The following is a 12,750-nucleotide window of genomic DNA, read 5'->3' as shown; positions in this document are numbered from 1 at the left end:
ACGATTCCTGGAGTGAACCCATGGGTACCGCGATCTTCCTGATCGTGCTCCTCGTCGTCGTGGTCGGCGGCGGCATCTACTTCGCGAAATCCCAGGCGGCGGCCAAGAAGCGCCAGCTGGACGACGCGAAGGCCGACGCGCGGCGCCTCGTCGAGCGGCTCGGCGGTCAGGTCATGAACCTCACCGGCACGGACACCGCCTCCCAGCAGGCGATGGCGGACGCGTCCGAACGCTTCACCGCGGCGGGCTCGCAGATGGAGCAGGCACAGACCGTCGAACAGGCCCGGCTGGTGCGCGAGACCGCCATCGAAGGCCTCTATTACGTCCGCGCGGCACGGCTCGCGATGGGCATGGACCCCGGTCCGGAACTGCCCGCCAGCGAAGAGCGCGACCGCGCCGGCAAGGTCACCGAATACCGCTCCGTCGACGTCGAGGGCGAGCACTACGAAGCCTCGCCCGACCCGAGCCAGCGGACGCCCCACTACTACCCCGGTGGCCGCGTGGCAGGCCGGCCGGTGCCGCAGGGCTGGTACAGCGAGCCGTGGTGGAAGCCCGCGCTCGTCGCCGGCGCCTGGGGTCTCGGCTCGATGCTGCTGTTCAGCGCGATGTTCTCCGGGATGGCGGGAATCGCGAGCGCGTCGGCCTGGGAATCGGGCCATGACGCGGGCCAGGAGGACGCCGGTGCCGGTGACGCGGGCGGCGATGCCGGAGGCGACGCGGGCGGAGACGCCGGCGGGTTCGACGGTGGCGGCTTCGATGGCGGCGGGTTCGACGGCGGAGGCTTCGACTTCTAGCCCGCGCCCCCTCCCCCAAGCGCTATGAACGGTCCGTTACTTGCAAAATTTGCAAGTAACGGACCGTTCATAGCGTTCGGGAAGCTCGTCAGGCGGGCAGGCAAAGCCGTGAGGGCCTCCTTCCCTACCTTGAGAGTAGGGAAGGAGGCCCTCACGGCTTTGCGGCACCTTCGGCAACGTCGCGGCGGCAGAGACGGCTCTTGGGCGGTAAGGGCACTGTGGCATGTCGTGAAAGCCACTTTCGGGACGTCAGTGGTCCCGAAAGTGGCTTTCGCGACATCTCACGTCAGTGCCACTCAGCTCATCAGGCGGGCTGGCAGGTCGGGCACCAGAAGAGGTTCCGTGCCGCCAGATCGCTCCGCAGCACCGCCGTCCCGCACACGAGACAAGGCATCCCCTCGCGGCGGTAGACGTAGACCTCGCCCCCGTGCCGGTCCTGCCGCGGCGCGCGGCCGGTCGCCTCGGGCAGATGCTCCGGCGCGACCGTGTCGATCCGTCCCACCCGGACACCGTGCCGCATGAGCGTCACGAGATCCGCCCACATGTCGTCCCACAGCCCGCGGTCGAGCGCGCGGCCGGGGACGAGCGGGGCGACACCGTGCCGGAACAGCACCTCGGCGCGATACACGTTGCCGACGCCCGCCAGCACCGACTGGTCCATCAGCAGTGCCGCGATCGACGTCTTCGACCGCGAAATCCGCTCCCACGCTTTGTCCGGCTTCGCGTCCCGGCGCAGCGGGTCCGGGCCGAGCCGTGCCTTGATCGCGTCCACTTGGGACGCGTCCAGGAGTTCGCACTGGTTCGGGCCGCGCAGGTCGGCGGAATGCGTCGGGCCGACCAAGCGCATCCGCACCTGCCCCACCGGCGCCAGAACGGGCAGCGGCACGTCGGAGAACGTGCCGTAGAGGCCGAGGTGGACGTGCACCGTCCCGTGTGGACCGTAGTCGTGGAACAGGTGCTTCCCGTACGCCTCGGCCTTGACCAGCGACCGGCCGTCCAAACGGGACGCTTCACCGGCGAATCGTCCTTGCGGGCTGCTCACCTCGACCGGGTGACCGGCGAAACGGCGTTTGTGCAGCCGTGCCAGGCGATGGAGCGTGTGCCCCTCGGGCATGTCAGTGCTCGGGCAGCGGCGGCGGCCAGCCGGTGTTCTCGTAGTCCAGGATCTGCTGGACGCGGCGGCCGTGGCGCTCGTCCGGGCTCGGCGGGGTCGCGAGGAACGCCTCGACGATCTCCGTGGCCTCTTCGGTGGTGTGCATCCGCGCGCCGACGCCGATCAGCTGGGCGTGGTTGTGCTCGCGGGTGAGCTTCGCGGTCTCGACGCTCCACGCGAGGCCGGCGCGAGCGCCCTTGACCTTGTTGGCCGCGATCTGCTCGCCGTTGCCGGAGCCGCCGACGACGATGCCGAGGCTGCCCTCGTCCGCGACGACGCGGCGGGCCGCCTCGATGCAGAACGCGGGGTAGTCGTCGGCCGCGTCGTAGACGAAGGGACCGACGTCCTCGACGTCGTGGCCCTGCTCCTTGAGGTGGGCCACGAGGTGGTTCTTCAGTTCGAAACCGGCATGGTCAGAGCCAAGGTAAACACGCACAGCGCGGAGTCTGCCATCACGTTCCCGGACGAGCATGCTGTGGGGGTGGACATCAGACTCGAATGGGGAACCGAGGGAGTCGGCGCACTGGGCGCGGACTGCGCCGTTCTCGTCATCGTCGACGTACTTTCCTTCTGCACCACAACGGATCTCGTCCTCGGCAACGGCGGCAGGGTGCTGCCCGTCCGCTGGCGCGATCAGCGCGGCGCGGACGCCGCGAAAGCGCGAGGTGCCATCCTCGCGGGTGAAGAACGCTGGACCTTGCGACCTTCGTCTGTGACGGAAATCCCTTCCGGCACCCTCCTCGCGCTCCCCTCCCCCAACGGCGCCACGCTCTGCGACGCCGCCGCCACGACCGGTGCCGTCGTCCTGGCGGGATGCCTGCGCAACGCGACGGCCGTCGCCGAACGCGCGGCGGAACTGGCGGACGGCGCGCCGATCGGCGTCATCCCGGCCGGGGAACGCTGGGGCATCGACATCCACACCGAGGCCAAGACGTTCGGGCCGCTGCGGCCGTGCGTCGAGGATCAGCTCGGCGCGGGGGCGATCGTCGCGGCGCTGGACGGCTACGGCCGCCTGTCCGCCGAAGCCCGCCTCGCGGCCATCGCGGCGAAATCGATCGACATCGCCGAAGCACTGACAGAGTGTTCTTCAGGACGTGAGCTCGCCGCGGCCGGACACGCGAACGACGTGACACTCGCCGCGAAGCTCGATACGAGCAGCATGATTCCCTTGCTGCGCAACGGAATTCTGGAGGATTCGTGACTTGGCTCGAACTCGCGGACGGCGTGTACGCCCGCCGTTACGAGGAGCTGGACCTGACCGTCGGCCTCGTCGTGGGCAGTGAGCGCTGCCTGGTCGTCGACGTCCGCGGTGACGTCGATCAAGGCGCCGAACTGGCCGCGGCGGTACGGGAGATCACGCCGCTGCCGTGGTCGGTCGTCTACACCCACGCGCATTTCGACCACGCCTTCGGCACGACGGCGTTCCTGCCGTGCGACGTCTGGGCACACGAAGGGTGCTCGGCCGAGCTGACCACGTACGGGGAGGGCGCGCGGCGCAAGTGGATCCAGCACTACCTCGGCGAAAACCGGCCTGAGATGGCGGAGGCGCTGGAGCGCACCGAGGTCACCCTGCCGGACAAACCGGTCACCGACACCGCCGAGATCGACCTGGGCGGCCGCACCGTCGTGCTCAGGTTCCTCGGCCGGGCCCACACCGATCACGACCTGTTCGTGGACGTGCCCGACGCGGGCGTCATCTACGCGGGCGACGCCGTCGAGAACGCCGAAGCCGGCTTCAGCGCATTCTCCTTCAACGACGGCAGTTTCCTGGCCGAATGGACCGGCGTGATGGACGCGATCCTCGCGCTGGAGCCGAAGATCATCGTGGCCGGGCACGGCGACCCCGTCGACACCGCGTTCATCGGGAAACACCGCGACGGGTTGCGTGAACTCGTCGCGCTCAAGAACCAGATCGCGGCGGGAGACCTCACGACGGACGAAGCCGTCGCGAGGTCCTCCTACCCCGACGATGTCACCAGGGCCGCACTGGCGACGCCTTAGTCGAAGTTCAGCTCACCGGACCGGGTGCGCTTCAGCTCGAAGAAGTCCGGGTAGCTCGCCAGCGCGCGGGCGCCGTCGAACACCTTGACGGCGTCCTCGCCACGCGGGATCGAGCTGAGCACCGGGCCGAAGAAGGCGACTCCGTCGATGTGGATGGTCGGGGTGCCGACGTCCATTCCGACTGGATTCATACCTTCGTAGTGACTCTTTTTCAGCGCTTCGTCGTACTCGGTCGACTCCACGGCCTCGGCCAGCTCGGCCGGGGCGCCGATGGCCTCGAGGGTCTCCTTGATGACCTTCGGGATGTCCTTGTCGCCCTGGTTGTGATGGCGCGTGCCGAACTCCGTGTAGAAGTCGCGCAGGGCCTCTTCGCCGTTCTTCTGCGCCAGCGCGGTGGCGACGCGGACGGGGCCCCAGCCGCGGTCCAACAGCTCCTTGTACTGCTCAGGCAGGTCCTCGCGGCCGCTGTTCAGCTCGGACAGGCTCATGATCCGGAACCTCAGGTCGAGGTCGCGGTGCTTCTCCACCTCGAGGATCCAGCGCGAGCTGATCCAGGCGAACGGGCAGATCGGATCGAAGTAGAAGTCGACCTTGGTCGTCTCGGACGGGGCGGTCATCAAGTTCTCCCAGTGCCATCGTCTTGGGTGGGCCGGTACGCACAGAGTGCTACACAGCGAGCCAACATCGCGGCCATCGGCGTTGTTCCCGTCGTCAGCACCGGCCTGGACATGATTGGATGCCAGTAGTTGGAAACCAAAACCGATACCGATGACCAGAGGTGCCAGTGCCCGCCCCCAACCTGACCCGAGACCAAGCCAAGCTGCGCGCGGAGCTGCTCGACGTCGAGTCCTACGACATCGAGCTGGATCTGACCGACGGCCGCGGCGGTCCCGGTGAGAAGACCTTCACGTCGAAGACGACGATCAAGTTCGCGAGCGCCAGAAGCGGCGAAGCGTCGTGGGTCGACATCGTCGCCGAGGGGATCGAGTCGGCCGTCCTCAACGGGACGGAACTCGACGTCAGCGGGTACGTCGAGGACAAGGGCGTCGAGCTGCCCGCGCTCGCCGAGTCGAACGAGCTCGTCGTGGACGCGGTCTGCCGGTACATGAACACCGGCGAGGGCCTGCACCGCTTCGTCGACCCGGTCGACGACGGCGTCTACCTCTACACGCAGTTCGAGACCGCGGACGCGAAGCGCATGTTCGCCTGCTTCGACCAGCCCGACCTCAAGTCGGTCTACCGGCTCACCGTCGTCGCGCCGAAGGACTGGAAGGTCATTTCGAACGCGCTGATCGAGTCGGCCGAGGAGACCCCGGAAGGGGCCGTCCGCACCGTGTTCAAGGTGTCCGAGCGGATCTCGACCTACCTGGTCGCGTTGATCGCCGGCCCGTACAGCGAGTGGCGCGACGAGTTCTCCGACGACCACCGCACGATCCCGCTGGGCATCTACTGCCGCGCCTCGCTCGCCGAGCATATGGACGCGGACAAGCTGTTCACCGAGACCAAACAGGGTTTCGCCTTCTACCACGAGAAATTCGCCACCCCGTACCCGTTCTCCAAGTACGACCAGCTGTTCGTGCCGGAGTTCAACGCGGGCGCGATGGAGAACGCCGGCGCCGTCACCTTCCTGGAGGACTACGTCTTCCGGAGCCGCGTCACGCGCTACTACTACGAGCGCCGCGCCGAGACGCTGCTGCACGAGATGGCGCACATGTGGTTCGGTGACCTGGTCACCATGCGCTGGTGGGACGACCTGTGGCTGAACGAGTCGTTCGCGACCTTCGCGAGTGTGCTCGCCCAGGCCGAGGCCACCGAGTACAAGAACGCTTGGACCAGCTTCGCGAACATCGAGAAGTCGTGGGCATACCGGCAGGACCAGCTGCCCTCGACGCATCCGATCGCCGCGGACATCGTCGACCTGCACGCGGTCGAGGTGAACTTCGACGGGATCACCTACGCCAAGGGCGCGAGTGTCCTGAAGCAGCTCGTCGCCTACGTCGGTCTCGACCACTTCCTCGAAGGCCTCAAGGTCTACTTCGGCAAGCACGCCTGGGGCAACGCGACCCTGGCGGATCTGCTGGGCGCGCTGGAAGAGGCCTCGGGCCGCAACCTGTCGTGGTGGAGCGCGCAGTGGCTGGAGACCACCGGTCTCAACTCGCTGAGCCCGCGCTACGAGGTCGGCGCCGACGGCGCGTACACCTCGTTCGCCGTCACCCAGACCGGTGCCAAGCCGGGTGCCGGTGAACTGCGCACGCACCGGGTCGCGGTCGGCGTCTACGACGAGGACGAGAACGGCAAGATCGTCCGCAAGCACCGCGTCGAACTCGACGTCGACGGCGAGCGCACCGAGGTGCCGTCGCTGGTCGGTCTCCCGGCGGGCAAGCTCGTGCTGGTCAACGACGACGACCTGACCTACTGCACGATGCGGCTCGACCCGGCGTCGCTGACCACGCTGATCGACCGCATCGCCGACATCACCGAACCGCTGCCCCGCACGCTGTGCTGGTCGGCGGCGTGGGAGATGACGCGCGAGGCCGAGCTCAAGGCCCGCGACTTCGTCACGCTGGTGCAGCGCGGCGTGCACACCGAGACCGAGGTCGGCGTGGTGCAGCGGCTGCTGCTGCAGGCGCAGACGGCGCTGAACTCGTACGCGAACCCGGCGTGGGCGGCGGACAAGGGCTGGCCGGAGTTCAGCTCGCGGCTGCTGGAGCTGGCGCAGGGCGCCGAGGCCGGTTCGGACCACCAGCTCGCGTTCGTCAACTCGCTCGCCGGATGCGTGCTCGACGAGAAGACGCTGGCGATCATCGCGGGCTGGCTCGACGGCACGGCGCCCCTCGACGGCCTGACCGTCGACACCGACCTGCGCTGGCGGCTGCTGCACGCGCTCGTCGCGCACGGCAAGGCGGAGAACCCCGAGATCGACACGGAGCTCGCGAAGGACGACACCGCCGCCGGACGGCGTCAGGCGGAACGCTCGCGGGCGCTGCGGCCGACCGCCGAGGCCAAGGCCGACGCGTGGCAACGGGTGGTGTACGACGACGAGCTGCCCAACGCGGTCAGCGACTCGCTCATCACCGGCTTCTCCCACCCCGGCCAGAAGCACCTGCTCGGCGACTACGTGACGCGCTACTTCGAGGTCATCGACGAGGTGTGGCAGCGGCGCTCCAGCGAGCGGGCGCAGCCGACCGTGGTCGGGCTGTACCCGTCGTGGGCCGTCGAACCGGCGGCCGTCAAGGCGTCGGACGAGTGGCTGACCGGGGAGCACCCGGCGGCGCTGCGCCGTCTGGTGTCGGAAGGCCGGGCCGGGATCGTGCGGGCGCTGGCCGCCCGTGAGTTCGACTCGCAGGCCGGGGTCTAGTCCCGTAATGCAATGAACGGTCCTTTCCTTGCAAATTTTGCAAGGAAAGGACCGTTCATTGCGCTTGAAAGCGGCTGAAGAGCGTCAGTGCTGCGGAGCGCCGGCCTGGTCGCTCAGCATGCGAAGTGCGTTCACGAGGCCGCCGATGAGGTCGCCTTCCTTGAAGGAGGCCACCATGCTGGCCACGGCGAGCTTCGCGCCGCGGTCGGGCAGGCGGAATCGGGCCTGCGAGCCCGTCACGATCTCGATGGCGCGCTGTCCGGGCGACACGGCGACGACCACGGCGTCGGCCGGGTTGTCGGTCGAGGCCAGCAGGCCTTCGGCGGTGACGCGCGTGTCCTCACCGAGGTCGCCGAGGTACACACTGAAGTCCAGGCCGGTCTCGCGGCTGGCCAGCGTCAGCGCCTCGTCCAGCCGGGCAAGCTGCTGGGTGGTGAATGGGCTGATCGGCCCAGCCGGTTCGTACATCTTGGCGGCGGAAACCCGGCCGCTGGAAGTAACGGCGGCGCCGTAACCGGGCTCTTCGTCAACAGCGGTGGACGAATGGGTCAGTTCACCAGTTGCCACGAGCGCCTCCCGTCACCGAAGCTCCGTCCGCCGCACCGACGGCGGTCGCGCCGCCCGCGTGCGAATGCCTGGCGCCGACCCCGTCGGGGTTGGCGCTCCACCACATGGCCGGGTACTCCCACGGCTGCCCCGGCCGGTACCGGGCGACGCCCGCGCCCTTCGACCGCAGCGTGGCCACCCCGCAAAGCGCGTAGATGGCCAAGGGGATCACCGCGAAGACCAGGATCGTCTCGACAAGGTTCACGCGCGTGAGCGTATCCGATGCCGCGCGGCCGCACCCGCTCGCACGGGTGTGCGCCCCGGCACCTACCGCTCACCGTCCGGAGGGGGCCGTCCGCCGCTTGCCGCGAAAGCGCTCCCACGTTGGGGCGAAGCCCTCAAGGCCGAAAGGTTGCAACTCAACGTACGGGCGGCCGCACCCGGCGCTGTCGTCTTGTCGGAGCCTTGAAATCCTCGTAGCTTTTTCACCTGTACGGGCCTTGCGCCCAGCTCTCCCACCCCAGCAGGTAACGCACCGGTCGCAGGAGGATATGTCATGCAGAGCACCCAGACACCCGGCCAGGCGATCATCGACGACGTTTCGTCACTCTTCGAAATTGGATTCGTCCCCGGCACGCGTGTGACGGCGGGCACACGGGTTACTCGCGGTACTCGTGTCACTCGGGGTACGCGGGTCACCGCCGGTACCCGGGTCACTCGGGGAACCCGCGTCACCCGGGGCACTCGTGTCACCGCCGGCACTCGGGTCACCCGTGGCACGCGCGTCACTCGCGGCACCCGCGTGACCGCCGGAACGCGCGTCACCTGCGGCACGCGAGTCACGCGCGGAACCCGCGTCACCCGTGGCACCCGCGTCACCTGCCAGAGCGACTTCTCCCTCGCCGCCTGAGTTCGGGCACGACCGGTCAGCGGGGGACGGCGCACTCCGTAACGAGCTTCATCACGGCATCATCGGCTCGCCCCGGCCGCCGAAAGGCAGCCGGGGCGCCGACGTGTTCATAGCCGGATCAGGCCGCGGTTCCCAGGTACGGCCGCCACAACGGGTCGGCCTCCTTCGAATGCGCGAGCAGCCGCCAGTGCGGCCCGTGCGGGGCCCTCGGCACGACGCGAAGCCGCCAGCCGATCTCGGAAAGCAGCTTGTCCGCCTTCCGGTGGTTGCACTTGGCGCAACAGGCCACGCAGTTCGTCCAGCTGTGGGGGCCACCGCGGCTGCGCGGGACGACATGGTCGATCGTCTCGGCCCGCCCTCCGCAGTAGGCACAGCGGTATCGATCGCGGTGCATCAGCCCGGCCCGGGTCAGCGGCACCTGTGCGCGGTAGGGCACGCGCACGTAGGTGCTCAGCCGGATCACCGAAGGCACGGGCAGCGAGACCGTGGCGGCGTGCAGTTCGTGCCCTCCCGGGTCTCCGTGCACCACCTCGGCCTTGCCGCACATCACGAGGACCACCGCGCGCCGCAACGGCAGCGCCGTCAGCGGCTCGAACGTGGCGTTCAACAGCAATACCCGTCTGCGACCCCAAGACGACGCTGATGTCGTCGTGGGTGCCGCCGTAGTCGACGGGTCCCGCCCTCTACGCTGTCCGGGCGGGCGGGCTACACCCCCTGGCCGCGTTCCGGGCCCTCCCGGTGGCGCCCCGTGCGAGGGGGCACCTCCCGGATGAGCGCGCAACACGACCTCCGGCGCCTGTCCGGCCAAGGCTTGGCTCGGGACGCCGAGGGGGATGGGTTGTCGGTCTGGCACTCGACCACCTCCACCGGTGCAGGCATAGTCGACCACAGATCAGCCCCAAAACGCACGTGTGTTAGTGGACGTGTCACATGCCCGCGACCCGGCGGCCACCTGTAAGCACGTATTTCAAATCCCGTCGCGCGGAGCAGCGCGAACGAACCCGCCGAGTACGAAAGGACATTTCTTCTCAGTGAACCTGCTGCCCACCGAACCCCCGGCTTGCACGCGAGACGTCGAAACCTTCTGTTACCAGGTGTTCCAGGTCACAAAAAACGAGTGGCTGTCCGCGTCGGCAGGCTGGCTGCTGACGAAGCCGATCAAGATCCTGATGATCGTCGCCGTGGCGTTCCTGCTGCGGTACCTGGTGCGACGTCTGATCAACCGCGTGACGCGGATGCCGAGCGGTTCCAAGAAGCTCCCCGCCCTGTTGAGACCGCTGCGGGAGAAGGCTCCCGAGGTGCTGGGATCGGCTGTGGTGGAACGACGTCGTCAGCGTGCCGCCACGATCGGCTCGGTGCTCAAGTCGATGGCCACGTTCCTGATCTACGGCCTCGCGTTCATCCTCGTACTCGGCGAACTGGGCATCGACCTGGCGCCGATCATCGCCTCCGCCGGCATCGTCGGCGTCGCGCTCGGTTTCGGCGCGCAGAATCTCGTCAAAGACTTCCTCTCCGGGATCTTCATGATGATCGAGGACCAATACGGCGTCGGTGACGTCGTCGACGTCGGTGAGGCCTCCGGCACCGTCGAGGCCGTGGGCCTCCGGATCACCACCCTGCGTGACATCAACGGCACCGTCTGGTACGTCCGCAACGGCGAGGTGCTCCGGGTCGGCAACTCGAGCCAGGGCTTCGCGGTCGCCGTCGTCGATGTCCCCCTCAGCTACTCCGCCGACGTCGAGAAGGCCATCGAACTGATGGCCCAGAAGTCGACGACGCTCCTGGAGAGCGAAGGGCTGGCCCCGAGCGTCCTGGAGCCGCCGGAGATGCTCGGTGTGGAGACCGTCACGCCCGAAGGCATCAAGGTCCGCATGACGGTGAAGGTCCGCCCGGGCAAGCAGTGGGCAGTGCAGCGCGCGTTGCGGGCGCATCTGCTCGCCGCGCTGGACGAAGCCGGCTTCGAGCCGCCGCTGGGACGCTTTATGTCCACCGGCCCCGCCCCGCAGTAGGACAAGGGCAGAATGGAGCTGTGCCCGTGACCGAACCTGACCCCACCACCTTGTACGAAGCGATCGGCGGTGAACCGGTCTTCACCCGGATCGTCGCGCGGTTCTACGCCGAAGTCGCCGTCGACGAGGTGCTTCGCCCGCTGTACCCCGAGGAGGACCTCGGCCCGGCCGAGGAGCGTTTCCGGCTGTTCCTCATGCAGTACTGGGGCGGCCCGCACACCTACTCGGATCAGCGCGGTCACCCTCGGCTGCGGATGCGGCACGCCCCGTTCAAGATCGGCCCGATCGAACGCGACGCCTGGTTGCGCTGCATCAAGATCGCGGTCGACGAGGAGAACATCGAGGAGCCCTACCGCTCGCAGCTGTGGGCGTATCTCGAAATGGCCGCCAACAGCATGATGAACAGCTTCGTGTGATGGCGACGGGCGCGGCTTGGTGGGACCAGGCGGTCTTCTACCAGGTGTACGTGCGCTCGTTCGCCGATTCGGACGGGGACGGCGTCGGTGACCTCGAAGGCATCCGCGGCAAGCTCGGGTACCTGGAGCTGCTCGGGGTCGACGCGTTGTGGCTGACGCCGTTCTACCGCTCCCCCATGGCCGACCACGGCTACGACATCGCGGACCCGCGCGACGTCGACCCGATGTTCGGCACCCTCGGCGACTTCGACGTCCTCCTGACCGAGGCGCACAAACGCGGCATCAAGGTCACCGTCGACGTCGTCCCCAACCACACCAGCAACACCCACGCCTGGTTCAAATCGGCGATGGCGGCGCCGCCGGGCGGCCCCGAGCGGGATCGCTACATCTTCCGTGACGGGCTGGGCCCGCGCGGCGACCTGCCGCCGAACAACTGGGTCAGCGCGTTCGGCGGCCCGGCGTGGACGCGGGTCCCGGACGGCCAGTGGTACCTGCACCTGTTCTCGCCGCAACAGCCGGACCTGAACTGGGCCAACCACGAGGTCGCCGCCGATCTGGAGCGGACCCTGCGGTTCTGGCTGGACCACGGGGTGGACGGCTTCCGCGTCGACGTCGCGCACGGCATGGCGAAACCGCCGGGCCTGCCGGACATGGACCCGCGGGTGAACCCGCTCGGGCCGAGCGAGTTCTACGACCCGAGGTTCGACAACGACCGCGTCCACGAGATCCACCAGATGATCCGCAAGGTGCTCGACGAGTACCCGGGCACGATGGCCGCCGGCGAGATCTGGGTGACCGACGACAAACGCCTCGCGCGCTACCTGCGGCCCGACGAACTGCATCTGGCGTTCGACTTCCGGCTCGTGCTCACGCATTTCGACGCGGACGCGCTGCGGACGGCCATCGAGCGGTCCCTGGCGGTGCCGAAGTCGGCCGGGGCCCCCGCCACCTGGACGTTGGGCAACCACGACGTCTGGCGGCAGGTCAGCCGCTACGGCGGCGGCGAACGCGGCGTGCGGCGAGCGCGGGCGATGGCGCTCGTCGAACTCGCGCTGCCCGGGGTGGTCTACCTGTACAACGGCGAGGAACTGGGGCTCGGCAACGTCGACCTCCCGCCGGAAGCGCTCGCGGACCCGCGCGCCAAGACCTCCGGCGCCGAGTTCGGCCGCGACGCGTCACGGGTGCCGCTGCCTTGGGAAGGCGACCTGCCGCCGTTCGGGTTCTCGCGCAATCCGCGGACGTGGCTGCCGATGCCCGCTTCGTGGGCGTCGGTGACGGTGGAAGCGCAACTGGAGGATCCGGCGTCGACGCTGTCGCTGTACCGGCAGGCGATCGAGATCCGCAAGTCGCACAAGGCCTTCGGCGGTGACGATCTCGAGTGGTACGGCGCGCCCGCGGGATGTTTCGCGTTCCGGCGGCGCGGCGGCGGGCTGGTGTGCGCGCTGAACACGTCGGCGAGCCCGATCGCGCTGCCGCCCGGTGAGGTGCTGCTGTCGAGCGTTCCGCTGGTGAACGGGAAACTGCCGCCGGATGCGGCCGCCTGGCTCGTTTGAGCCCCCCACG

At 68.7% G+C, this 12,750-nt stretch carries 13 protein-coding genes; 7 read left to right on the top strand and 6 right to left on the bottom strand.

What is annotated here, in order from left to right:
- The first annotated feature begins 20 nt into the window (after positions 1 to 20).
- Entirely contained in the window at positions 21 to 794 is a 774-nt protein-coding gene (locus tag DMH03_RS17190) for a hypothetical protein (RefSeq protein WP_125793051.1), read from the top strand.
- Positions 795 to 1,098: 304 nt separating this feature from the next.
- Here the strand turns inward: DMH03_RS17190 and DMH03_RS17185 are convergent, their stop codons facing one another.
- Together DMH03_RS17185 and DMH03_RS17180 are read right to left on the bottom strand one after the other, a co-directional pair.
- Complete coding sequence (locus DMH03_RS17185; RefSeq protein WP_125793050.1) at positions 1,099 to 1,908, bottom strand: Fpg/Nei family DNA glycosylase; 810 nt, start codon at positions 1,906 to 1,908, stop codon at positions 1,099 to 1,101.
- 1 nt (position 1,909) lies between these two features.
- A complete protein-coding gene (locus DMH03_RS17180) occupies positions 1,910 to 2,383 on the bottom strand; it encodes a ribose-5-phosphate isomerase (RefSeq protein WP_007034718.1) in 474 nt (157 codons plus the stop codon).
- Between the two features lie 39 nt (positions 2,384 to 2,422).
- Between DMH03_RS17180 and DMH03_RS17175 the strand changes: the two genes are divergently transcribed.
- Positions 2,423 to 3,148, top strand: a complete 726-nt coding sequence (locus DMH03_RS17175; protein ID WP_125793049.1) for a 2-phosphosulfolactate phosphatase — start codon at positions 2,423 to 2,425, stop codon at positions 3,146 to 3,148.
- Positions 3,145 to 3,948 (top strand): MBL fold metallo-hydrolase, encoded by an 804-nt coding sequence (locus DMH03_RS17170; RefSeq protein ID WP_125793048.1) that lies wholly within the window; start codon positions 3,145 to 3,147, stop codon positions 3,946 to 3,948. The genes DMH03_RS17175 and DMH03_RS17170 overlap by 4 nt, the downstream gene beginning before the upstream one ends.
- Here the strand turns inward: DMH03_RS17170 and DMH03_RS17165 are convergent.
- Positions 3,945 to 4,565: a disulfide bond formation protein DsbA gene (locus DMH03_RS17165; RefSeq protein WP_125793047.1), complete on the bottom strand. Its 621-nt coding sequence runs from the start codon at positions 4,563 to 4,565 to the stop codon at positions 3,945 to 3,947. The genes DMH03_RS17170 and DMH03_RS17165 overlap by 4 nt on opposite strands.
- 167 nt (positions 4,566 to 4,732) lie before the next feature.
- Here DMH03_RS17165 and pepN point away from each other — a divergent pair, with 167 nt between their 5' ends.
- Complete coding sequence (gene pepN / locus DMH03_RS17160) at positions 4,733 to 7,306, top strand: aminopeptidase N (RefSeq protein ID WP_125793046.1); 2,574 nt, start codon at positions 4,733 to 4,735, stop codon at positions 7,304 to 7,306.
- Between the two features lie 84 nt (positions 7,307 to 7,390).
- Here pepN and DMH03_RS17155 read toward each other — a convergent pair whose 3' ends face one another.
- The 3 genes from DMH03_RS17155 to DMH03_RS17140 form a co-directional block, all read right to left on the bottom strand.
- Positions 7,391 to 7,873: a DUF5130 family protein gene (locus DMH03_RS17155; protein WP_125793045.1), complete on the bottom strand. Its 483-nt coding sequence runs from the start codon at positions 7,871 to 7,873 to the stop codon at positions 7,391 to 7,393.
- Entirely contained in the window at positions 7,860 to 8,117 is a 258-nt protein-coding gene (locus DMH03_RS17150; RefSeq protein WP_125676385.1) for a hypothetical protein, read from the bottom strand. Before DMH03_RS17150 ends, DMH03_RS17155 begins: the two co-directional genes overlap by 14 nt.
- 763 nt (positions 8,118 to 8,880) lie before the next feature.
- Positions 8,881 to 9,375 (bottom strand): HNH endonuclease, encoded by a 495-nt coding sequence (locus tag DMH03_RS17140; protein WP_125793044.1) that lies wholly within the window; start codon positions 9,373 to 9,375, stop codon positions 8,881 to 8,883.
- Positions 9,376 to 9,793: 418 nt separating this feature from the next.
- Here DMH03_RS17140 and DMH03_RS17135 point away from each other — a divergent pair, with 418 nt between their 5' ends.
- From DMH03_RS17135 to DMH03_RS17125, 3 genes are read left to right on the top strand one after another with little or no spacing between them, the layout of a single operon-like run.
- The gene (locus DMH03_RS17135; RefSeq protein WP_125793043.1) at positions 9,794 to 10,771 is read left to right on the top strand and encodes a mechanosensitive ion channel family protein; all 978 of its coding nucleotides are present in this window, start codon (positions 9,794 to 9,796) and stop codon (positions 10,769 to 10,771) included.
- Between the two features lie 20 nt (positions 10,772 to 10,791).
- Positions 10,792 to 11,187 carry a globin gene (locus DMH03_RS17130; protein WP_125793042.1) on the top strand — a complete coding sequence of 132 codons (396 nt, stop codon included), beginning with the start codon at positions 10,792 to 10,794 and terminating at the stop codon, positions 11,185 to 11,187.
- Positions 11,187 to 12,740 (top strand): glycoside hydrolase family 13 protein, encoded by a 1,554-nt coding sequence (locus DMH03_RS17125; RefSeq protein ID WP_125793041.1) that lies wholly within the window; start codon positions 11,187 to 11,189, stop codon positions 12,738 to 12,740. The genes DMH03_RS17130 and DMH03_RS17125 overlap by 1 nt, the downstream gene beginning before the upstream one ends.
- The last annotated feature ends 10 nt before the right edge of the window (positions 12,741 to 12,750 follow it).

Source organism: Amycolatopsis sp. WAC 01376, from assembly GCF_003947415.1.
GTDB lineage: Bacteria > Actinomycetota > Actinomycetes > Mycobacteriales > Pseudonocardiaceae > Amycolatopsis.
Note: the sequence above shows the minus strand (reverse complement) of the source record. Positions and strands in the feature narration are given on the sequence as shown.